Source organism: Streptomyces sp. NBC_00016 (genome assembly GCF_045040885.1).
Classification (GTDB): Bacteria; Actinomycetota; Actinomycetes; order Streptomycetales; family Streptomycetaceae; genus Streptomyces; species Streptomyces coriariae.
In genome coordinates, this window is sequence record NZ_CP108304.1 from 7,010,733 (window position 1) to 7,034,497 (window position 23,765).

The window sequence follows — 23,765 nt, forward strand, 5'->3', positions numbered from 1 at the left end:
ATGCTGATCCGACGTCGAAAGGGGGCGGGGCGTGGTGAATGAGGTGGAAGAGTGCAAAGCGCTCATAGAACGGCTTTTCTGTAGTGAGAACGCGCAGTTCGAGGGCTACACGCTCGAAAGGGAACCTGAGGTCGTCGTTCCGGAGCGCCTGGTCCGCGCGACCTTGAACCGCCGTACGGACGCCGATGATCGGCACGACACGTACGAGCTCACGGTATTCCGTCACATCACAGGCCTCGCAGGCGAGTTGTGGGAACACACCGCTCGCAACCTGCTGCGGGTGGGTGCGCTCAACCATCCCGCGCTGCCGCAGATCGCCATGGGCAAGTTCGTCCCGAGCGAGGACATCGCCTTCACCCTCACCCGCGAGCGTGGCCGGCCGATCGACATCGACCGCACCGTCGCCTGGGCCAAGCGCAACCCCGTCAGGGCCTTCGAGCACTTCAGCATCCTGCTCGACGCTCTCAAGGAGCTGCACGCGGCGGGCATCATCCACCGCAACCTCACCGCGGGCTCACTCACGACCCATGTCATCGACATGGCGAAGGACCCGGACGAGGTCGCCATCATCCTCTCCCGGTTCGAGATGAGCACGCTGATCGGGAATGTCATCCGGACCGTGGGCGCGGGCAGTGGGCCCGACAACGCCGACGAGGTCCGCCAGTTCTACACCGCTCCCGTCGGCATCGAGCCCGAGCGTCATCTCGCCTTTCTGGCACCCGAGTTGCATTCGTACCTGTTCGACGAGCACACCAGCGTGCGACGGGACTGGGTGAGCACGGACATCTTCGGGCTGGCGGCCACCGTGTGGGAGTGGTTCTGCGGCCCCGTACCCGACGTTCTGCCGGAGCAGTATGCCCAGGTGAAGCAGGCCCTGCCGACAGATCGCAAGGCCGCTCTGGGCCGGCTCCAGCGCGCGATGGTCTCCCACCTGCCCTCCGCCGATCTGCCTGCGGAACTGACCCAGGCCCTACGCCGCATGTTGGAGACCCACCCGAAGAGCCGGTGGAACGCCTATGAGGCGGCCAAGCACCTGGAGACACACTGGCAGGGCATCCGCGGCCACTGGGCGGCACCGGACCAGAAGACCCCCCGACTGGTGGCCTTCCTGCCGGACTGGAGCGTGCAGATGCTCCACGAGGACCGGAAGTGGATCCAGCATTCCCCGGCCACCCAGGCCGGACAGGAGGAACTGCGGTTCTTCCTGGAGCACGAACTCGCCGAGGCCGAACTGGTCCACTCCCCGCGCGGTGCCCTGGGCTACGCCACCGGGCCGGACGACACCCTGAAGGAAGCGGAGTGGGTGCTGATCGGGCAGCGTGCGGTCTGGTTCTGTGCCGTCCTCTTCGACCCCGTCCCCATGTCGACCGAGCGCAAGCACTTCGAAGAGGTCCTCCTCATCAAGTACCTACGGGACAAGGACATCACCCTGGAACTGGTGACGAACCAGCGGAGGCGCAAGATCGAGGGCGGCCTCAAGGTCATCCCCTTCCGGCCCGGACAGGACCTCTCCGGAGCCGTCCGCGGACACCGCCCATGGACCGACCTCCAAGAGGCGGTGCGCGCGGGCGCCAAGATCGACACGCTCAACGAGATGTACCTGCGCTCCCTGCAATTCCTTCTCGGCTACCAGCATGTCGTGCTCAAGTCACGCTCCTATCCCTTCCGCACGGTAGGGCAGCGCCAGGGCACGGTCACCATAGAGTTCGACGAAACGGCCGACGCCGAACGCCGGCACGCCTCCCCCATGCTGTCGGCCTACGCCCTCGACGAGCGGCGTCGGCCCCGGTTCGGGGATTTCTTCACCTCTCTGCACAGTGAGCGGGACGGCAAGGCCACGGTGCTGAACGTCGTACGCCGCGGCTCCAGCCGCGAACCGTACTTCGGCGGTACGGGCGTGACGGCCGTCTTCCGGGAGCAGGTCGACGCCGACACCATCCGCGTCACCGTGCAGGGCGGCGGATCCATTCCGCAGACGGGCTGGATCCGGCATACCGACGACGCCGGCACCGGCCCCCAACTCGACCGGCAGGAACGCGCCCTCAAACAGTTGCGGGTCCATCCGCTGCTGATCGAGTCCCTGCGGGCACCCTTCTCGTTCGACCTGGGGCGTGGCCGCTGGATCGACAGCCGACCGTTCCCGGGTGAAGTGGAGTTCGACGGCGCCTCCCGCAAACTCATCGAGCGGTTGCTGGGCACGCACCCCTTCTTCGCCCTCCAGGGACCGCCCGGCTCCGGAAAGTCGACGCTGACGGCCGCCGCCGTGCGGCGCAACCTGGCCGTGGAGCAGGGCGCGCGGATCCTCGTCACATCGCAGTCCAACCACACTCTCGACGGCCTGGCCCGCAAGCTGATCCAACAGCAGGGGCCGCGCACGCTCATCCTGCGTGAGACCGCGGCGGGCAAGGAGGACGAGGTCCGTGACCCCCTGGTACGGGCGCACACGCTCACCCACCTGACCAGAACCGTCCGCGACGCATCCACCCGGCTGCTCCAGGCCCGGCTCGACCGGAAGGAGTACGAACAGCCGCCCTACGCCGACAGGCCGTACACCGAGGATCTCCTCAAACTCGCCGAGGAGTGGGGCATCGACCTCGAGCGCCTGGTCCCGCTGAAGGAGGACGATCCGCGCCGCGAGCTGGCCAAGCAGTGGCTGGAGCACATCACCTCCGACCAGATCGAACTCGGCGACCGGATCCGCAGCGGGGCCAGCGTCATCCTCGCCACCTGCTCCATCGCGGCGATCGTCAACGACGGCCGATGGGACCCCAAGGACCTGTTCGACTGGGTGATCGTCGAGGAGGCCGCCAAGGCCTGGTCCACCGAGATCATCGTCCCGCTGGTCCTCGGCGTGCGCTGGACCCTCATCGGTGACCATTTCCAGCTCGGTCCGCACCGCGAGGAGGAGCTGGAGGCCTTCCTGACCTCCCTGCGCAACCACCCCGACCCGCTGGTCGCCATGGAGTACGAGCAGAAGGACGGGCATCTCGGCGCCCTACGGCTGTTCAAGCAGGTCTTCGTGGGCAAGACGGCGAAGGACTACCAACAGGCCGACTCCGCGGTGGGGCGCATCGAGAACCAGTTCCGTATGGACAAGACCATCGCCGAGCCGGTCAGCCGTGCCTTCTACCCCAAGGTACCGGCCGTCGAGGAGATCGGGATGCCCGTCAGCTTCCTCAACACCGAGAAGCACAAGCCGCACGGGCTGACCGCGCCCGGGTTCCTCCGCGGCCGCCCGCTGGTGTGGGTCGACACCAGCGGCTGCGAGGGATTCGGTGACGAACCACGATGGCGCAACCCGGGCGAGGTGGATCTCGTGGACCGGCTGGCCCAGCTGCTGAAGCCGCTCTCCGCCCCGTCCGACCAACTCGACGCCGACGACAGTCTCGCGATCCTGACCCCCTACAAGGCACAGCTGGAACTGCTCGGCGGCCGGGACTCGTTGCGCGGCCGCGAGTACACCGTGCACGCCTTCCAGGGCAGGGAGGCGGATCGCGTGATCGTTTCCCTGGTGCGCAGCACGGCCGTGCCGGGCGCCAGCATCGAACGCAACATGGGACACGTCGGCCGTCGTGAGCTGATCAACGTCATGATGTCCCGCGCCCAACGCCTGCTGATCGTGGTGGGCAACCTCCAGCACTTCACCACATACGGCGGTGAGCACTGGGCAACCGTCGCCAAGGTACTGCGCCACTACGGCACCGTGATCTCTGCCGACGAGGTGGGTTCATGATGAACGAAGTGGTCCAACTGGCGCTCCCCTGCCGGGTGCTGACGCTGAAGATGGAGGTCGGTCCCGAGGACGGTGCCACCCGACTGGAGACGCTCGTCACCAAGGCCATCGGCACCGGACTGACCAAGGTCAAGGACTTGGCCGACCTGTTCGTCCTGCCGTACCGCGTGGTGCTCGACGTGGTGGCGTCGCTGTGGGGACGAGGGCTGGTCTCCATCGACCTGCACAGCGGTGATCTCGAACTGAGCGACGGTGGCCGCGACGGCCTCGGGGCCGGGGCCGGCACCTCGGAGGCTGTGGAGAACGGGATGTCGGAGACCCGGCAGTATCTCTACGAGCCCATCACCGGAAGCTTCTTCGTCGAGCGGGAGGGCAGCGCCAAGGCGCCGGCCGGTGCCCTGCGCGCTCCTGTCGACCACCGGCTGAAGGCGGCGGACCTGCCGCCGCGCGACCTGCTCGCCGCGGTCCGCGCGGCCACCCGGTACGGCGGCGGCCCCGGCTACCGGCGCCGCATACTCAACGTCGGCTTCGGCAACCCGCTCCTCGCACCGCCCGACGACATCCGCTGGTACACCGTCGGCGTCCAGGTCCAGTCCGACCAGGACAGTGGCCGGCTGACCGTGGCCGTGGCCGATCCCGGCAAGCGGTTCTGGAACGCTCGTGCGGAGGCCCGCTTCCAGGAGTACTTCGCCCGACTCGGCGACGAACAGTCCGACAGCGGGCTGGTGCGGGCACTGCGGGGGAAGGCGAGTCGGGGCCTGCTCGAACCCGAGGGCGTACCGCAGCTCCTGGCCCGTCTCGCGGCCCAGGCCGAGAAGCTGTCACGGGTCGAGGCCAAGAACACCGCACAGGCGCAGAAGGCCATGGAGGATGTCGGCCGGCAGATCCAGCAGCGGCTGCGGGCGCTGCTCCAGGCGCGGGCCCAGCTGGAGCCGATCGAGAATGCCCAGGGGCACGAGTGGGTGCTGAAGGACCTGCTGGCCCAGGCGCGCAAGCAGGTCGTGATCGTCTCCCCGTCGATTCGCTACTCCACCCTGAGCGGGCTGCTGCCGGCCCTGCACGCGATGCTCAAACGGGGGGTCCGGCTGGTCGTCTCCTGGGGCCGGACGATCAACGACTCGCTCGATCCCGCGGTGCGCACCGCCCTGAGTGAGCTGGCCGCCAAGTATCCCAAGCGGGTCCTGCTCTCCTCGTCCAGTGTGCGCACCGCGGCCTGCCTGGTGATCCAGGACAACGTACGGGCCTACGTCGGCGCGTACGGTCCCCTCGACCTCGTCAGCGGTGTCGGCGGCCGGATGACGGGACTGCTGATCGAACCGTCGAAGTACGGCCCCGGGGCGCCCGAGTGCGTCGTGGACCTGCTGTTGTGGGTCCGCCGGGCCGCATTCGCCGCTCCCGAACGGCTGGGCGTCCTGGCCCGTCATGACGACTTCCCCGCGGTCGACGAGGTCGAATCCGACATCTTCGAGATCGCCGAGACCCCGCTGCCGCCGGGGCCCGCCGACGACACTCCGGAGATGCTCCAGATCTGGGCCGCGAGCTGGCGCGAGCACCGGATCGCGCTCGCCCGGGTGGTACGGCAGGCCACGGACGAGGCGCCCGGCGTGGAGGTGGTGGAGGACCGGGTCCACGAGGAGTTCCTCTGGCAGACACTGCACGGCGCGGTAGGCCGACTGGTTCTCGCCGACGATCGCATCAGCCCCCGGGCGGCGACCGAACGTGTCGCGGCCGCCCTGCGGGAGCGCGCCGAGCACGGCGTCGCGGTTCACCTGGTGCAGCCCACCCCGGTCCGTGACTCCGACGCCGTCAAGGCCTTCACCAAGCTGATCGACGGGACGCGCGGCGTCACCGTGCACCGGCGGCGTTCCGGCGTGCGACTGGTTGCCTGCGACGACACCGTCCAACTGGGCAGTTTCGCCCCGTTGGGGCGGGCAACGACTCGTGCCGAAGGCGTCGGAACCGCCAGCCAGCTGGGGGTACGGGTGCACAGTGCCCGGTTCGTCACCGACTTGCTCCGCCGCCTCGGTGTCGAGCAGGAGCAGGAGGTGCCCGGACCGGACGCGTCCACCGATCCGCCGGTCACGGACGGCGCCGCCGTCGCCTACGGAGCCTTGGTGATGGCGCGCCAGGCACACGGCGAGGGCGGGCACGGTGAGGTGCTGCGAACGATTCTGCGCGACCTCGACGACCCCTGGCGGGTCCTGGAGGTCTGGGAGCAGCGCAACGTCTCCGCCACGGATCTCCGCCGGGGCGCCGCCACGCTGCTGCGCTTCGGCGACCGAGTGCCGTCGGTGTATCGCGAGCGCTGGTGCCGCTGGCTGGTCGGGGACGCCTGGAGACGGCACGCGTTCTTCGAGGCGGCGCTGGTCGGGCGCATGCTGCCGAACGGCGATTCGGCCCTGGGTGCGGCGGTGTGCACGGTGGCCCTGCCGCTCGAGTTCGGTCCGGTGGGCAGCACTTTGGAGACCTGCGCCCTGGAAGTCGAGGACGAGCGGGAACAAGGGGTCGCGGCCGTAGGGGGGTTCGCCGAACTGCTCCTGTGGGGTGGGCCCTCAGGGCGGCAACTGATCGATCTGCACCGGGGCATCCTGTCGTCGCAATGGGGGGAATTGGCGCAAGCCACTATGGACTTGCCGTTGCCTGACGGGCGAGGTCTGCCGCTCGTCACGTTCGCGGCTCAACTGGCCACGGTCATGAGCGCAGCCGATGTGGAGGAGGGCTGGGTGCGGCTGACCCGGACGATCGACGAGATACGGCGCCGTCGCCAGCGCTTCAACTTCGACTCGGGACAGGCATGGCATGACGGAATGTTCGCCCCGGACGGCATCCTCACCCGTATCGACGCGGCGACCGGAGACCCGGATCTGCGCCATGATCTGGGGCACGGCCTTCCGGTGAACGTTCGGCGTCATGTGGACAAGCTGGTCTCGCAGGCCGGAGAGGAACCCATTCAGTGGCGCAAGCAGATGTCACATCTGCACCGCATCGAGGAACTGGTCCGGGAGGCCCGTTTGCTGTCGGCCGCTGCCGTGAGCCGAGCCCACTCCGATGAGCGGGTCCCTGATGGCGTGAGGGACTACGCCCTGGTGACCGCCCGCCTCTGGGACGGCCTGTTCAGTGAGGCGGACATCCTCACGCCGCCCTACCGGTATCCGGCACTGGCGTTGTTGCAGCGACTGGAGCCGGTGGCCCAGTGGGCGAGGGTGCGCACATGACTGCCGACCCCCTGCACGATCTGCTGGCCCGCTGGCCGGGCCGTTTCCGGTTCGGTCGGCTGGCCGTGGCACTACGCGACCCCGAACGGCTGGACGACGCGTTCCTGACCGATGCCGTACTGCGCGGCATTGCCGAGGACGACGACGAACGGTCGGTCTTCGACAGCCTGCTGCGCGAGGGGCAACTGGAAGCCGCCGAGTACCTTCTGGAGAACGGCCCGCTCGGTGAACCCGCCCAGAACAGGCACCGGATCACGGCACGCCAACATGAGCTTCAGGAAGAGCTCAGATCCCGCTTCGCCGTCCTGAAGCAGCTGGCGGAGGTGGCCGACCTGCCTCTCCCGCCCGAGTTGGACTGGGCGGAACTGGAACGGCGATGCGCTGTGTCCTGGCCTGAGACCGAGCGGTTGCTGAACACTGCCAGGAATACGATCGAGACCGGGCTGGACGCCGGCCGCGAGCGTCTCAGTGCCAGGCTGGCGGAGAAGGAGGCCCAGGGTGCGACCGATCTCGCCTGGGCGCAGTCGAGCCGTGCGCTGATCAAGGATGGGCTGCTGCGGGCCGCGGCTCGCCAGATCGACGACGGTACGCGGAGCCCTGGCCCGGAACGCGTACCCGCCCTGCCCGCCTGGAATCTGGAGGTCTCCCCGGAGCGGCTCCTGGAATGGCATCTCGACCCTGTTCAGCAGCAGCGGCAGGTGCGTTACCGCGACTGGGCACCGGCCGACGACTCGGCCAGACATCTGCTTGAGGCGTACTACTCCCTGTCCGACGGCGGTTTCGTCGCCGCACAGGGCTTCACGACAGCGCTCAACGCCTTCCTGTTCCCCGAGGACACGGAGGAGACGAGACCTGACGAGGTCCAGGGCGGATATCTCACGACCGTGTCACGGGTCTTCGCCGACCCGGAGACGGCCCGCTTCCGGCCGCGGGACAATCTGGATCTGTTCATCGGAGGGCCCGAGACCCGCGAGCCGGAAGGCATGAACAAGGTGCCTCCGTTCGCTGCGGTCGGCCCGTGTCTTGAGCCCCGGGCGGATCGCGGCCGGTGCTCGGTGCTCGACCTGCGATCCCTGCTCCAATTGGCCACCCTGCGTACAGGACGGTCCACCGCGCTGCTGCGCGTGCTGGGACGGCAGTGGCCGCTGGCGATGTTCGCCGGTGCCACGGCGGACGAACTGGCGGAGCTCTTGGGGCCGGACGAGGGCGCGTGGTGGATGACACTGCGCTGGATTCTCGACCTGACCGGCCTCGGCGGTATCACCGTCGCCGACACCCTCGCCTCCGCGACCGGCTGGGATCCGGCGCTGCTCACCCTGTTCCTCGAAGCGTTGGCCGAGCGGCAGGCCCTGGCCGCAGGCGGCCCGGGTTGGCTGCCGCGGTGGAGTCAGCACCGACAGTTCACGGCAGCCGTCGAGGACACGGTACTCAGGCCGTTGGGACCGTCTGTCGGTGCCCGGATCGCGTTCTGGGCCGCGCTTTCGGCGGCACCCGTCGGCGAGGACGTCACTGCGGACGAGCTGATGCGGGAGACCCAGTACGCGGCCGATCTGGTCCCCGATGTCGCCGCACTCGGTGCGGCCATGGTGTGCCTCGGCCGGCTTCGGTTGGCCGAGGAGGCGTCCGCGGATCGTGTACGGCTTCGGCAGTGCGGAGTGCTGATCGCCCTGCGCGACCGGGCGGGGCAGCGGCTGGAGGAAGCCCTGCGGGACTGGGCCGAGCGCGCGGAGGAGGATGCGCCCGCGGAGGAGAGCCAAGCGGTACGCGAATGGGAGGCTCGCCGGTACGGGCTGAGCCCGGGATATGACGAGTACCTGGCTGCCCTGGCCGACTCCGTCCCGGCGGCCGACCTCGACGACAAGCTTGCCCGGTTGGCGCGACACACCGCTGAGGACGCCGTGGACGAGCAGCAGGTCGCCGGAGCCACTGACCTGGTCCCCCTGCTCCGTGAGATGCGGAGTCTGTGGCAGCAGGCCCTTCGAGGCCGGCAGATGGAACTCAGCGCGCCCCCCAAGGCTGTCGCGATGATCAGTGGCCGGGCTGCCCAGGTCGTCCTGTACGAGTTGCTGGCGAACGCGGGCGAGGCGCTGGCCGACTCGGAGGGCGGGCGTGTCTCGGTCGAGGTCGAACAGTCCGGCGAGGACTGGCTCGTGGAAGTCCGCGACAGCGGCCCCGGTATCTCGTATCCCGAAGGACGTGAAGATCTCGTGTTTCGCGCGGCCCGTTCAACCAGGGGCGAGGGCCGAGGAGGTGGCCTGCACCGAGCCCGTCGCATTGCCGAAGCCGCGGATGGCGCCCTCGTGCTGGCCGCACGCTCTCATGGGCACCCCATCCTGAAGGGCGCGCACTTCCGACTGATTCTTCAGATGGGCTGAACGCGCCGCCAGGAGCTGCGCCTGGTTGCTGCTCGAGGGAGACCTTGGGGGAGGGACGCCTGGTTCCCACGACCGTCTGACGGCGCCTCTGAAAGTTCTTGCATCAACTTCACACGGCCCGCTGCCTTTTGAGGCAGCGGGCCTTTAACATCTCCGTCACCGCAAGTTTGCTGAAATGTTTCAGCAAGAGCCTTCAACGGAGAAGGACTTCCCCACATGGCAAGCAGCAGACCCCTTTCGGGCGCCCTCGCCCTGGCCGCCGCAGCCGTCGTCATGGCCCCCACAGCCGTGTCCGCCGCCCCGCCCGGCACCAAGGACGTCACCGCCGTCCTCTTCGAGTGGAACTTCGCCTCGGTCGCCAAGGAGTGCACCAACACCCTCGGCCCGGCCGGTTACGGCTACGTCCAGGTCTCCCCGCCCGCCGAGCACATACAGGGCTCGCAGTGGTGGACGTCGTACCAGCCCGTCAGCTACAAGATCGCGGGCCGGCTGGGCGACCGAGCGGCCTTCCAGAGCATGGTGAACACCTGCCACACGGCGGGCGTGAAGGTCGTCGTCGACACCGTCGTCAACCACATGTCGGCGGGCAGCGGCACCGGTACCGGTGGCTCGTCGTACACGAAGTACGACTACCCGGGCCTGTACTCCTCGTACGACTTCGACGACTGCACCTCCCAGATCAGCAACTACGCCGACCGCTGGAACGTCCAGCACTGCGAGCTGGTCGGTCTCGCCGACCTGGACACCGGCGAGGAGTACGTCCGCAAGACCGTCGCCGGGTACATGAACGACCTGCTCACCCTCGGGGTCGACGGCTTCCGCATCGACGCGGCCAAGCACATCGACACCGCCGACCTCGCCAACATCAAGTCGCGGCTGACGAACCCAGGCGTGTACTGGAAGCAGGAGGTCATCTACGGCAGCGGAGAGGCCGTCCAGCCGACCGAGTACACCGGTAATGGGGACGTCCAGGAGTTCCGCTACGCCTACGACCTCAAGCGGGTCTTCAACAGCGAGAACCTCGCCTACCTGAAGAACTACGGCGAGGGCTGGGGATACCTGAGCAGCTCCGTCGCCGGGGTGTTCGTCGACAACCACGACACCGAGCGCAACGGATCGACCCTCACCTACAAGAACGGCGCGAACTACACGCTCGCCAACGTCTTCATGCTCGCGTATCCCTACGGGTCCCCGGACATCAACTCCGGGTACGAGTGGTCGGACGCGGACGCCGGACCGCCCGACGGCGGTGCCGTGAGCGCCTGCTGGCAGAACGGCTGGAAGTGCCAGCACGCCTGGCCGGAGATCCTGCGCATGGTGGCCTTCCGCAACGCCACGCGGGGTGCGGCGATGACCGACTGGTGGGACAACGGGGGCGACGCGATCGCCTTCGGGCGGGGCACCAAGGGGTATGTCGCGATCAACCACGAGAGCGCTTCCCTCAGCCGGACGTACCAGACGTCCCTCGCCGCCGGCACCTACTGCAACGTGCAGAACAACACGACCGTGACCGTGAACGGCTCGGGCCAGCTCACGGCGACCCTCGCCGCCGGCACGGCGCTGGCGGTCTACGCGGGCAAGTCGAGCTGCTGAGCTCCCTCCCCGGCCGCCACCGGAGCGCACCGGCGCTCCGGTGGCGGCCGGGACCGCTCACTTCCAGGTGTCGCTCGTGGAGTACCCGGCCGAACTGCCGGTGGTGTAGGCGCGGTTCGTGCCGGACTCCCAGGTCACGTTCCCGGAGCCGTCCTTCTTGAGGAACTTGTACTCGAAGGCGGTGCTGCGGGGGACGATCACCTTCCTGCTCCAGGTGGGATACGACGCCGACGACAGCGGGACGGCGTCGGCGGGGCTCCAGGAGCCGAGGGAGGCGAGGGACCCGACGACGTAGACGTTGGTGCCGAGGCTCGTCGTCGCGGTGACGTTGAAGGTCACGTCGGTGGCGCTCGCGTTCGCCAGGTTCCAGGAGTTGTCGAGGGTGAGCGCCGAAGTCGCGCTCGTGGCGGTTCTGTTGGCGTTGGACTCCCAGGTCACGTTCCCGGCCGAGTCCTTCTTGACGTACTTGTACTCGAAGGACGTGTCGACCGGCACGCTCACCGCCCCCGACCAGAGCGGGTAACCGGCGGACGACAGCGGGACGGCCCTGGAGGTGTCCCAGCCGCCCAGCGCGGCGATCGAGCCGACGACGTGAACGGTCGTGCCGCTCGTCGTCGGCGCGTACGCGTTGAAGGTCGCGGTCACCGTGGACGTCGATCCGCCGTCGTCGGGCTCGCAGGTGGTGCACGGGGTGAACGCGCCGTCGTGGAAGGCGATCGCGCTCTTCGCCGGGACGGTGAGCGTGGCGTTGCCGCCCGAGACCGTCACCGTCGTCGCGCCGTTGTCGACGACGTTCGCGTACGTGCCGTCGGCCATGCCGGTGGCGAAGGTGTGAGTGGCCGCCGAGGAACCGTTGTTGAGCGCGATGTAGCCGCTGCTCCCGCGGGCGAAGCCGATCACGTTCGAGGACTTCGTCGTCCAGTTGGTGACCGCCGCCGAGCCGACCGCGTTGTGCCACTTCACCATGCCGGCGATCGCGGTGTCGCGCTGGAGGCAGTACCAGCCGGAGGAGCAGTTCGTGTCCGTGACGAAGCCGTTCGAGTTCGGCGGGGCCTGGTCGGAGGAGGACCACTCGAAGCCCGAGTAGATCGTCGGGGTCGCCCACTTGTAGGCCAGCTCGAAGACGTTGGCGAGCCGGTAGGTGTCGCCGTCCTTGTAGCTCATGTGCAGCCCGTTGCGCTCGGTGTCGTGGTTGGTCACGAAGGACACCGAGTTCGCGGCCGGGAGGACACCGCCGCTCTCCAGGGAGGACAGGTCGCTCACGTTCCCCTGGAACGCCGACTTCAGCCTGCTCGCGTAGGTGAAGTCCAGGACGTCGCCCGAGGAGTAGTAGTCGGAGGCCGCCGGGGTCGAGCCCGGGTACACCTCCTGGAAGACGTACGGGTCGGCGCCCGAGGCCGTGTTGTCGAGCTTCGCCCAGATCGCGTTCAGGTCGGCGACCGGGATGTGCTTGGCGGCGTCGATGCGGAATCCGTCGACCCCCAGGGCGATCTGCTTGTTGAGGTGGGCGGCGATGCCCGAGCGCACGTCGTCGTCCTCGGTCTCCAGGTCGGGCAGGCCCAGCAGTTCGCAGTTCTGGATCTCACTCAGGTTCGACCAGTCGTCGATGATCAGGTCGGAGTCGTTGCACTCGGCCGAGGTGTGGAAGTCGTCCGGGTCCCAGTCCGGGGTGTCGTACTTGTTCGTGATCGTGGTGCCGTTGTAGCCGACGCCGGTCTGCGCGGCGGTGTGGTTGATCACGGCGTCCGTGTAGACCTTGAGTCCCGCGTCGTGGCAGGCCGTGACCATCGACGCGAACTGGGCCGCCGTTCCGAAGCGGCCGTTCAGGGCGGCGGAGTACGGCTGGTATACGTCCCACCAGTAGTAGCTGGACTGCTTGAGGGACTCGGCGGGCGGGGCGACCCACACCGCGCCGTAGCCGCCCGGACCGAGCACGTCGGTGCACTCGGACGCGACGGAGTTCCAGTTGTACTCCCACAGGTTGGCGATCACGTCGCCGGAGGTCGTGGCGTCCGCGTGGGCGGGTCCTGCGGGCAGGGCGATCGCTCCGGCCAGGGCCAGTGCGGCGGCGGCCGCGGCACTCGCGGTGCGCCGTAGGACGCCCGGGGGGTGGTCTCTGATGGTCATCTGCGGCTCCGAAAGGGGTTTCCTCGGGGGGGTTCGGGTTTCAACAAGGGGTGAGAGTGGGGCAGTTGAGAACGGCCCGTCAAGGCATTAGTGAAAGTTCTTGCTGTGAGTTGCAAGCCTCTTGCTGTAAACCTTTCGTGAGCGATACGGTCACGCGGGCGCCCGGCGACGAAGCCGTCCCGCGGCGTCGGGGTCGGACCCGAGAGAGCCGCAATCGCAAGGAGTTCCCGCCTGTGATACCGAGATGGCCGGCGCCCCCGACGCGCCGCATCGCGCCACCCGCCCGACGGATCGCGGCCGTCGCCGTGGCCGCGCTGGCCGCAGCCCTCGTGCAGCCCCTCGCGGCGCACGCGGACAGCCCGCCCCCACCGCCGTCCGACGCGAAGCTGGCCGCCGCCCCGGCCCGCCACGACGACACCCGTGAGCAGTTCTACTTCGTCATGCCGGACCGCTTCGCCAACGGCAGCACCGCCAACGACAAGGGCGGACTGACCGGCTCACGCCTCAGCACCGGTTACGACCCCACCGACAAGGGCTTCTACCAGGGCGGTGACCTCAAGGGACTGACCCAGCGGCTCGACTACATCAAGGGCCTCGGCACCACCTCCATCTGGATGGCGCCGATCTTCAAGAACCGCCCCGTGCAGGGGACCGGAAGCAATGCCTCGGCCGGCTACCACGGCTACTGGATCACCGACTTCACCCAGGTCGACCCGCACTTCGGCACCAACAAGGACCTTCAGACCCTCATCTCCAAGGCGCACGCCAAGGGCATGAAGGTCTTCTTCGACGTCATCACCAACCACACGGCCGACGTCGTCGACTACGAGGAGAAGTCCTACGACTACCTGTCCAAGGGCGCGTTCCCGTACCTGACGAAGGACGGCGAGCCCTTCGACGACGCCGACTACGCGGACGGCGGCACGAAGTTCCCGGCCGTCGACGCCGGCTCCTTCCCGCGCACCCCGACGGTCACCGCCGCGCAGCAGAACGCGAAGGTCCCGTCCTGGCTCAACGACCCGACGATGTACCACAACCGCGGCGACTCGACCTACGCCGGCGAGTCGACCACGTACGGAGACTTCTCCGGGCTCGACGACCTGTGGACCGAGCGGCCCGAGGTCGTCAGCGGGATGGAGAAGATCTACCAGCGCTGGGTGCGGGACTTTGACATCGACGGCTTCCGGATCGACACCGTGAAGCACGTGAACATGGAGTTCTGGACCCAGTGGGCCACGGCCCTCGACGCCTACGCGGCCAAGCAGGGCCGGGACGACTTCTTCATGTTCGGCGAGGTCTACTCCGCCGACACCTCGATCACGTCCCCCTACGTCACCCAGGGCCGCCTCGACGCCACGCTCGACTTCCCCTTCCAGGAGGCGGCCCGCCAGTACGCCTCCCAGGGCGGCAGCGCGCAGAAGCTCGCCTCGGTCTTCGCCGACGACTACAAGTACACGACCGACAAGGCCAACGCCTACGAGCAGGTCACCTTCCTCGGCAACCACGACATGGGCCGCATCGGGTACTTCCTGAACCAGGACAACCCCAAGGCCACCGACGCCGAACTCCTCGCCAAGGACAAGCTCGCCAACGAGCTGATGTTCCTCAGCCGCGGCAACCCGGTCGTCTACTACGGCGACGAGCAGGGCTTCACCGGCTCCGGCGGTGACAAGGACGCCCGCCAGACCATGTTCGCCTCGCGCACCGCCGACTACCTCGACGACGACGAGATCGGCACCGACCGCACCCACGCGAGCGACGCCTACGACACCGGCGCCCCGCTGTACCGGCAGATCGCGGCGCTCGCGAAGCTCCGCAAGGCGAACCCCGCCCTCACCGACGGCGTCCAGACCGAGCGCTACGCGGCCGACGGCGCCGGCGTCTACGCCTTCTCCCGCAACGGCACCGGCAAGGACACGACCGAGTACGTCGTCGCCTTCAACAACGCCGGCACGGCGCAGGAAGCGACCTTCGAAACCGGTTCCGCGAACACCGCGTTCCGCGGGATCTACGGCACCGACAAGACGGTTGCCGCCGGAGCCGACAAGAAGATCACCGTGACCGTTCCCGCGGGCTCGGCCGTCGTCCTCAAGGCCGCTCGCAAGCTGCCCGCGCCCGCGGCCGAGCCGGCCGTCACCCTGCGGGCCCCGGCCGCCGGCGCCACCGGCACCGTCGAGCTGAGCGCCGACGTGCAGGGCGGCCGGCTCAACCGGGTCGTCTTCGCCGCCCAGACCGGCAACGGCAAGTGGCAGACCCTCGGCTCCGCCGACCACGCCCCCTACCGGGTCACGCAGACCGTCGACGCGGACGTACCCGCGGGAACGGCCCTGCGCTACAAGGCGGTCGTCGTCGACTCGGCCGGACGCACGGCGAGCGCCACCGCGGCCTCCGTCACCGGCACCCCGCCCGCCGAGGAGATCCCCACCGCCTCCTCGCGGGACTACGCGATCGTCCACTACAAGCGCACCGACGGCGACTACGCCGACTGGGGCCTGTACGCCTGGGGCGACCTCGCCGACGGCGAGTCGACCACCTGGCCGGACAGCCATCCCTTCGTCGGCCGGGACGCGTACGGAGCCTTCGCCTACGTCAAGCTGAAGCCGGGCGCCTCGTCCGTCGGGTTCCTCGTCATCGACAAGGACGGGAACAAGGACGTCTCCGCCGACCGCACGATCGACGTCACGAAGACCGGCGAGGTCTGGATCGAGCAGGGCAAGGAGGGCCTCCTCACGGAGAAGCCCGACTACCCGGCCCAGGACACCGGCAAGGCCGTCCTGCACTACCACCGCGCCGACGGCGACTACACCGGCTGGGGTCTGCACACCTGGACCGGGGCCGCGAACCCCACCGAGTGGTCGAACCCGCTGAAGCCGGCCACGACCGACGCGTACGGCGCGGTCTTCGAGGTGCCGCTCACCGCCGGCGCCACCAGCCTCAGCTACATCCTCCACAAGGGCGACGAGAAGGACCTCCCGACCGATCGGTCGCTGGACCTCACGAGCAACGGGCACGAGGTGTGGCTGCTGAGCGGGCAGGAGAAGTACCTGCTCCCGCAGCCGGCCGGCTCCGCGGCGGCCCTCGACCTGACCACGTCCAAGGCGGTCTGGATCGACCGGAACACCGTCGCCTGGAACGGCTCCGAGGCCGCCGCCTCGACCGAGCTGCTGTACAGCGGCAAGGGCTCGATCGCGGTCACGAACGGCACCCTCACCGGGGCCGCCAAGTGGCTGCGGCTGACGAAGACCACCCTCACCGACGCCCAGAAGGCCGCGTACCCGCACCTCAAGGCCTACACCGCCTGGTCCGTGGACCCGCGCGACCGGGACCGGGTGCGTGCGGCGCTGAGCGGTCAGGTCGTCGCCTCCCAACGGGCGGTGAACGGAGCGGTGCTGGCGGCCACGGGCGTACAGATCGCGGGCGTGCTCGACGACCTCTACACCGGTGCGACCAAGGCGCGGCTCGGTCCGACCTTCCGCGACGGCCGGCCCACCCTGGCCGTCTGGGCCCCGACGGCCCAGCAGGTCTCCCTGGAGCTCGACGGCTCCACCGTGAGGATGAAGCGCGACGACACCACCGGCGTCTGGTCCGTCACCGGCCCGAGGTCCTGGAAGAACAAGCCCTACCGGTACGTCGTGACGGTGTGGGCGCCCAGTGTCGGCAAGGTCGTCACCAACAAGGTCACCGACCCCTACTCGGTCGCCCTCACCACCGACTCCGGGCGCAGTCTCGTCGTCGACCTCGACGACAAGGCCCTCGCCCCGGGCGGCTGGTCCACGCTCACCAAACCGAAGGCCGTCCCGCTGAAGGACGCCCAGATCCAGGAGCTGCACGTCCGGGACTTCTCCGTCGCGGACACCACCGTCCCTGCCCAGGACCGGGGCACCTACCTGGCCTTCACGGACCGAGGCAGCGACGGCTCGAAGCATCTGCGGGAGCTGGCGGCGGCGGGCACGTCGTACGTCCATCTGCTGCCCGTCTTCGACATCGCCACCATCGCCGAGGACAAGGCCGCACAGTCGACCCCCGGCTGCGACCTGGCCTCCTATCCGGCCGACTCCGACAAGCAGCAGGAGTGCGTGGCGAAGACCGCCGCGAAGGACGCCTACAACTGGGGGTACGACCCGTACCACTACACGGTCCCCGAGGGTTCCTACGCGGGCGACCCGGACGGGACCGCCCGTACCGTCGAGTTCCGCCGGATGGTGAAGTCGCTGAACCAGGAGGGCCTCCGGGTCGTCATGGACGTCGTCTACAACCACACGGCGGCGAGCGGCCAGGCGGCGACCAGCGTCCTCGACCGGATCGTGCCCGGCTACTACCAGCGGCTGCTCGCCGACGGCTCGGTGGCGAACAGCACCTGCTGCGCGAACACCGCGACCGAGAACGCGATGATGGGCAAGCTGGTCGTCGACTCGATCGTCACCTGGGCCAAGGAGTACAAGGTCGACGGCTTCCGCTTCGACCTCATGGGACACCACCCCAAGGCCAACATCCTGGCGGTGCGCAAGGCGCTGGACGCGCTGACCCTCGCCAAGGACGGTGTCGACGGCAAGAAGATCATCCTCTACGGCGAGGGCTGGAACTTCGGCGAGGTCGCCGACGACGCCCGGTTCCTCCAGGCCACGCAGAAGAACATGGCGGGCACGGGCGTCGCGACCTTCTCCGACCGGGCGCGCGACGCCGTGCGCGGCGGCGGGCCGTTCGACGAGGACCCGGGCGTCCAGGGCTTCGCGTCCGGGCTCTACACCGACCCCAACTCATCCACGCACAACGGCACTTCGGCCGAGCAGAAGGCCCGCCTGCTGCACTACCAGGACCTGATCAAGGTCGGGCTGAGCGGCAACCTCGCCTCGTACGGCTTCACGGACACCGACGGCAAGGAGGTCACCGGCGCCGAGGTCGACTACAACGGCGCCCCGGCCGGCTACGCGAAGGCGCCCGGCGACGCCCTCGCCTATGTCGACGCGCACGACAACGAGTCGCTGTTCGACGCGCTGGCGTACAAGTTGCCGGGGGACACCTCGGCGGCCGACCGCTCCCGTATGCAGGTCCTCGCCATGGCCACCGCCGCGCTCTCCCAGGGCCCGGCCCTGTCCCAGGCCGGCACCGACCTGCTGCGCTCCAAGTCCCTGGACCGCAACTCCTACGACAGCGGGGACTGGTTCAACGCGATCCACTGGAACTGCGCCGCCGGCAACGGCTTCGGCCGGGGACTGCCGCCGGCCGTCGACAACGCCTCCAAGTGGCCTTACGCCAAGCCGCTGTTGACCACCGTCGGCGTCGGCTGCCCACAGATCACCGCCGCATCCGCCGCCTACCAGGATCTGCTGAGGGTCCGCACCACCGAGAAAGTGTTCTCCCTCGGGACGGCCGAGCAGGTGCAGTCGGCGCTCTCCTTCCCGCTGTCCGGGAAGGACGAGACGCCCGGGGTGATCACCATGGAACTCGGTGACCTCGTCGTCGTGTTCAACGCGACGCCGACCGAGCGGAAGCAGACCGTCGACGCGCTCGCCGGGACCGGATACCGGCTGCACCCGGTGCAGGCGGCGGGGTCGGACCCCACCGTCAGGGCCGCGTCGTACGCGAAGGGGTCCGGCACGTTCGCCGTGCCGGGCCGGACCGTCGCGGTGTTCTCCCGGACGACCCCCTAGACAGGGGCATTACCTTGGTGGAGCAGGCCTTGCATCCGGCCTGCTCCACCGGTGAGTCCGAGGGCCGACAACAGATGAACGCCGACGTCAGCGACAGACGGACCGACACGACCGTGCTGGTCGTGGACCGTACGGCGGCCGGCCGGTTCGCCCTCGGAGTGGTGCTGCGCCGCGCCGGTCACCAGGTCGTCGCGGTCGGCACCGGCCACGAGGCCCTCGTCGAACTGGACGTACGGCGGCGCAAGGGCGCCCTGCCGGACGTGGCCCTCGTCGACGTCGAGCTGCCGGACATGAGCGGCTTCGAGCTGTGCCGCCGGCTCAAGGCCCGGCCGCACATGGCCGGACTGCCCGTCGTGCACTTCTCGGCCGGTGACGTGGCCCCGGGCGATCGCGGGCAGGGGCTGGACGCGGGCGGCGAGGCCCACCTGGCGATGCCCGCCGAGCCCGAGGAGATCGACGCGGTGGTCCGGGCGGCCGTGCGGGCCGCGCGACTGCGGGCCGACGACCAGGCGGCGGCTCGGCGGCTGTCGCTGCTGTCGGAGGCGATCGTCGGCATCCAGGCGGCGCGCTCCCCGCAGGAACTCGCCGACGCCGCCGCCGAGGGCACCGCGCGGCTCACCGGCTCGCCCGCCGCCGTCTTCGTCCTCGGCCCGGACGACGTGCTGCACCGGGGCACCTCCAGGAACCGCACCTCGCTCGCACTGCCGGACCAGGACGCCCACCAGGCCGTCGTGGCCCTGCTGCGGCGGCTCACCCACGGCCAGGCGGGGGTGCGGATCACCACGGTGGCCGCGCCCCTGTGGCCCGCCGGGTTCTTCCGGCCCGGGGTACCGCACGACGCCCGGCTGGTGCTGATCCCCACCCAGGACGGCCGGTCCTCGGTGTGTCTGGCCACCCCCACCCGAGGGGTCCGCCGGGTGGACCCCGAGACCGAGTCCCGGCTGGCCCGGCTCGCCCAGGCCACCGCGCTCGCCGCCGAGCCGCTGCTGATGTACCAGGCCGAACGGCACGTGGCGCTCACCCTTCAGCACAGCTTCCTTCCCCGGCCGCAGCGGCTGCCCGAGCTGCCGGGCGTCGACGTCGCCGTCCGCTATGTGCCCGCGTCCCGGGAGGCGGAGATCGGCGGTGACTTCTACGCCGCCCTGCGCACCGGGGAAGGGGTGCTGGCCGCGGTCGGCGACGTCGTCGGGCACTCGCTCGAGGCAGCCACCGTCATGGTCGAGATCCGGCACGCGCTGCGCGCCTACTGCGTCGACGAGAGCGACCCGGCCGTGCTCGCCGAGCGCCTCGACCGGATGCTCCAGCTCTACCACCCCGGGGTCACGGCGACCGTCTGCCTGGTCCTGATCGACCCCGGAACGGGGCGGGTCCGGATCGCCAACGCGGGGCACATACCGCCGCTGATCGTCCGGGACACCGGCGGCGCCGACTACGCCAAGGCGGCCGGCCCGCTGCTCGGCCCGGGCGTGCCCCACCCGCCGCCCACCGAACTGTTCCTCGAACCCACCGACCGGCTCCTCATGGTCACCGACGGTCTGATCGAGACCCGGGGCACCGACCTCGCGGTCTCGATGGAGCAGCTGCGCGCGGCGGCCATCGGCGCCATGCCGGGCCTGGACGCGCTGTGCGACACCCTCCTCACCAGCTTCGGCCACGACCGGGAGGACGACATCGCGATGCTGGCCCTGCGGCTGACGACTTAGGCTGATCCTTGTTTCCCTGGAACAGGAGTGCGCCCATGCCGCAGATCACCGTCGACTACTCGACCACGATGGCGTCCGCCTTCGACCGGAACGGGTTCGCGCGGGCCCTGCACACCTCGGTCGTCGAGATCGCGGCCGCCAAGCCGGAAGCCTGCAAGACCCTGTTCCGTCCCGCCGAGTTCACCGCGTTCGGCTACGACGATCCCGAGGAGCGGGGGCACGCGGTCGTCCACGTCACGCTGGGGCTCCTCGCCGGACGTACCGACGAGACGAAGACGAAGCTGACCGAGGCCGTACTGGAGCTGCTGCGCAAGCACGTGACGCAGGACGGTTTCGTGCTGCACGCCTCCGCCGAGGTGCGCGACCTCGACCCGTCGTACCGCAAGTACGAGAGCTAGAGCCGGAGCTAGAGCCGGAGCTAGAGCCGGAGCCGGAGCCAGGACAGGGACCGGGCGGCCGGCGGTCTCAGGAGGCCAGGGCGATGAGCCGGGTGACCAGGTCGCCGAACGGCCCGTCGGCCGGCTCGTCGCCGAGCACGGGGCGCAGCAGTGTGCGCAGCTCGTCGTCGTGGGCCGCGCCGACGGCCGTCAGCGCGGCGAAGTCCTGCACGAGCTGGACCTCCAGCTCCTCGCGCGGGATGCGCCGCCCGTCCAGCCAGATCAGCGCGGTCGACTCGGCGAGCGAGATCCAGGAGCGGACGATCAGCTCCAGGCGCGGGGGCGCGTCGGTGATCCCCAGGTGCGACAGGATCTGTTCGTAGGCGTTCTGGCGGACGGCGTCGATGAGGGCGTTCGTGGTCGAGGAGCCGACCGCCGGGCCGCCGCGCATGAGGGCGGAGAAACCCGGGCCGTGCGCGTCGACGAAGTCGAAGTAGCGGCGCATCACGCGGAGCAGCCGGGAGCCGAGCGGTCCTTCGCGCGGCTCGGCGAACCGGCCCGCAAGATCCTCCGATGCCCGCTTCAACGCGGCCTCGTACAGGCTGAGTTTGCCGGGGAAGTAGTGGTAGACGAGGGGGCGCGAGATGCCCGCGGCCGCGGCTATCTCGTCGATGGAGACCTCGTCCGGCGAGCGCTGGGCGAACAGTTCGAGGGCGACGCCGATCAACTGCTGCCGACGCTCCTCGACTCCCATTCTGCGACGAACCCCGGTAGTCATGCGAACACCTTACCGATCGGTTCCGGCCCAGAACGGACCGGACCGGTGCAGACGTTCACCCCATCCGTCACTTAACCGACTGCTTGTCCGGTCACATGTCAGTCATTTTTCGCTCCGCCCTTCGCGTCGCCTGTCGCTCCGTGCGGGCGAGCGGAGCGCGGGGCCGCGTGCCGGGTCACATGTCCAGCACCAGGCGCTCGCTGCGCGCCCGGGAGACACAGATCAGCATCGAGTCGTCGCGCTCCGCGTCGGTGAGCAGTTCGTCCCGGTGTTCCACCTCGCCCGCCAGCACCCGCTGTTGGCAGGTCCCGCAGAAGCCCTGCTCGCACGAGTAGAGGGTGTTCGGCAGTTCGGCCCGGACGGCGGCCAGCACGGTCGAGTCGGCCGCGACGGTCACCACTCGCCCGGTGCGCCTGAGTTCGACCTCGAAGGGGTCGCCGTCCCGGACGGTACGCGCCGTGAACCGCTCGACCCGGACGTGCGGCACCCGCTCCTCCACCGCCGCCATCAGCCCTTGCGGGCCGCAGCAGTAGACGGCCGCCCCCTCGGGCAGGTCCATGAGGAGCGCGTCGAGACCGGGCCGTCCGTCCACCACCGTCACCCGGCCGCGGTTCTCCCCGCCGAGCTTCTCGACCTCCTCCAGGAACGGCATCGAGGCCCGGGTCCGACCGGCGTAGAGCAGCCGCCACTCGGCGCCTTCGGGGAGGGCCCGCAGCATGGGCAGGATCGGCGTGATGCCGATGCCCCCGGCGACGAAGACGTACGAGGGTGCCTCGACGAGCGGGAAACGGTTCCGGGGCCCCCGCACCTCGACCTCCATCCCCTCCCGCACCTGCTCGTGCACCTCGCGCGAGCCGCCCCGCCCGTCCGTGACGAGCCGCGTGGCGACGGTGTAGGAGGAGGTGTCCTGCGGGTCCCCGCACAGCGAGTACTGCCGTACCAGGCCCGAAGGCAGCACCAGGTCGAGATGCGCCCCCGGCTCCCAGCGCGGCAAGTCGCGTCCCTCGAGCCGCAGTCGGACGACACCCTCGGCGATCTCGTGCCGCGCGGTGACCAGCAGCCGCAGTGCCCGCGACCGGGGCCGGCCGGAGACCGGTTCGGCCAGCGCGGGCATCGGCCACAGCGGCGAGACCCGGATCCGGCGGCGCAACGCCCGCCGGACGAGCAGCGCCGCGCCCGCGACGGCCACGGCGGTCAGCGGCTTCGGCATCACGAAGCCCCCTCTTCCGCGGCGAGCGCGGCCAGCGCGGCGGGGGAGGAGGCGAGATAGGCGACCGCCTGCTCGGTGGAGCCCTCCTGCGAGGGGTGGTACGCGCGGCTCAGATAGCGCGGTACCGACCTCAGCAGATCGCCGGTCGCGGGCAGCGTGCCCCGTCTGCCGCGGACGTAGAAGGCCTTGAAGGAGGCGCGGCCGTCGGTCAGGGTCGGGTCGTTCTCCATGAAGAAGCGGGTCCCGCGCTGCCACAGGAACACCAGCGCCGCGAACGCCGTGGCCCAGGTCCGCACCCGTCGCCGGTAGCCGCCGTCGAGGTGGGTGAAGAGGTCGAAGGCGACGGACCGGTGCTCGACCTCCTCGGCCCCGTGCCAGCGCAGCAGGTCCAGCATGGTCGGGTCGGCGCCCCGCCGGTCGAGCTCCTCGGCGTTCAGCACCCAGTCGCCGAGGAACGCGGTGTAGTGCTCGATGGCCGCGATCAGCGCCACCCGCTCCATCAGCCACCAGCGCCGGGCCCGGCCCGGCGGCAGGGTCCGGTCGCCGAGGAGCTTCTCGAAGAACCAGTCGACCTGCGCGGTGTACGGCGTCGGGTCGAGCCCCTGCTCCCGCAGATGCGGCAGCACCTCGTCGTGGGCCTGGGAGTGCATCGCCTCCTGCCCGATGAACCCGATGACGTCCTCGCGCAGCCGCTCGTCCCGGATGTACGGGAGCACCTGCCGGTAGACGTGCACGAACCAGCGCTCGCCGGCCGGCAGCAGCAGATGCAGCACGTTGATGGTGTGCGTGGCGAACGGGTCCCCCGGCACCCAGTGCAGCGGGGTGCCCTCCCAGGAGAAGGACACCTTGCGTGCCTTGAGCGTGACACGCTCGTCCGGCCGCCCCTCGGGCTTGTTAGACATGATGTCAATGTACTGACGGGTAGGGCGGGGGTGAACCCCTGTGCGACAACTCGCCCGCACCACTTGCGCACCCGGCTCGTCCCACCGGTGTGCCCGCGGAC

Annotated in this window: 11 protein-coding genes; 7 read left to right on the forward strand and 4 right to left on the reverse strand. The window is 69.6% G+C overall.

Annotation, left to right across the window (positions count from 1 at the left end; translation table 11 throughout):
• Positions 1–43 precede the first annotated feature (43 nt).
• From OG933_RS30950 to OG933_RS30965, 4 genes are all read left to right on the forward strand, one after another.
• Entirely contained in the window at positions 44–3,733 is a 3,690-nt protein-coding gene (locus OG933_RS30950; protein ID WP_405630070.1) for an AAA domain-containing protein, read from the forward strand.
• Entirely contained in the window at positions 3,730–6,948 is a 3,219-nt protein-coding gene (locus OG933_RS30955) for a hypothetical protein (RefSeq protein WP_362528182.1), read from the forward strand. Before OG933_RS30950 ends, OG933_RS30955 begins: the two co-directional genes overlap by 4 nt.
• On the forward strand, positions 6,945–9,323 hold the full coding sequence (locus OG933_RS30960; protein ID WP_405630073.1) for a sensor histidine kinase: 2,379 nt from the start codon (positions 6,945–6,947) through the stop codon (positions 9,321–9,323). The genes OG933_RS30955 and OG933_RS30960 overlap by 4 nt, the downstream gene beginning before the upstream one ends.
• Positions 9,324–9,539: 216 nt before the next feature.
• Positions 9,540–10,916 (forward strand): alpha-amylase family protein, encoded by a 1,377-nt coding sequence (locus OG933_RS30965; protein WP_362528178.1) that lies wholly within the window; start codon positions 9,540–9,542, stop codon positions 10,914–10,916.
• A gap of 57 nt (positions 10,917–10,973) precedes the next feature.
• On the opposite strand, the gene OG933_RS30970 is transcribed toward OG933_RS30965, so the two are convergent.
• Positions 10,974–13,043: a carbohydrate-binding module family 20 domain-containing protein gene (locus OG933_RS30970; protein WP_405630075.1), complete on the reverse strand. Its 2,070-nt coding sequence runs from the start codon at positions 13,041–13,043 to the stop codon at positions 10,974–10,976.
• A gap of 233 nt (positions 13,044–13,276) precedes the next feature.
• Between OG933_RS30970 and pulA the strand changes: the two genes are divergently transcribed.
• The 3 genes from pulA (at position 13,277) to OG933_RS30985 (ending at position 20,795) form a co-directional block, all read left to right on the forward strand.
• A complete protein-coding gene (gene pulA, locus OG933_RS30975; protein WP_405630077.1) occupies positions 13,277–18,694 on the forward strand; it encodes a pullulanase-type alpha-1,6-glucosidase in 5,418 nt (1,805 codons plus the stop codon).
• Positions 18,695–18,768: 74 nt separating this feature from the next.
• Positions 18,769–20,397, forward strand: a complete 1,629-nt coding sequence (locus tag OG933_RS30980) for a fused response regulator/phosphatase (protein WP_362528196.1) — start codon at positions 18,769–18,771, stop codon at positions 20,395–20,397.
• Between the two features lie 35 nt (positions 20,398–20,432).
• Positions 20,433–20,795, forward strand: a complete 363-nt coding sequence (locus OG933_RS30985; RefSeq protein WP_020126741.1) for a 5-carboxymethyl-2-hydroxymuconate Delta-isomerase — start codon at positions 20,433–20,435, stop codon at positions 20,793–20,795.
• A 67-nt stretch (positions 20,796–20,862) separates the two neighbouring features.
• Here the strand turns inward: OG933_RS30985 and OG933_RS30990 are convergent, their stop codons facing one another.
• The 3 genes from OG933_RS30990 to OG933_RS31000 form a co-directional block, all read right to left on the reverse strand.
• Complete coding sequence (locus tag OG933_RS30990) at positions 20,863–21,552, reverse strand: TetR/AcrR family transcriptional regulator (protein WP_108221622.1); 690 nt, start codon at positions 21,550–21,552, stop codon at positions 20,863–20,865.
• A 175-nt stretch (positions 21,553–21,727) separates the two neighbouring features.
• Positions 21,728–22,762, reverse strand: a complete 1,035-nt coding sequence (locus OG933_RS30995; RefSeq protein WP_405630080.1) for a PDR/VanB family oxidoreductase — start codon at positions 22,760–22,762, stop codon at positions 21,728–21,730.
• On the reverse strand, positions 22,762–23,664 hold the full coding sequence (locus OG933_RS31000; RefSeq protein ID WP_362528167.1) for a metal-dependent hydrolase: 903 nt from the start codon (positions 23,662–23,664) through the stop codon (positions 22,762–22,764). Before OG933_RS31000 ends, OG933_RS30995 begins: the two co-directional genes overlap by 1 nt.
• Positions 23,665–23,765 lie beyond the last annotated feature (101 nt).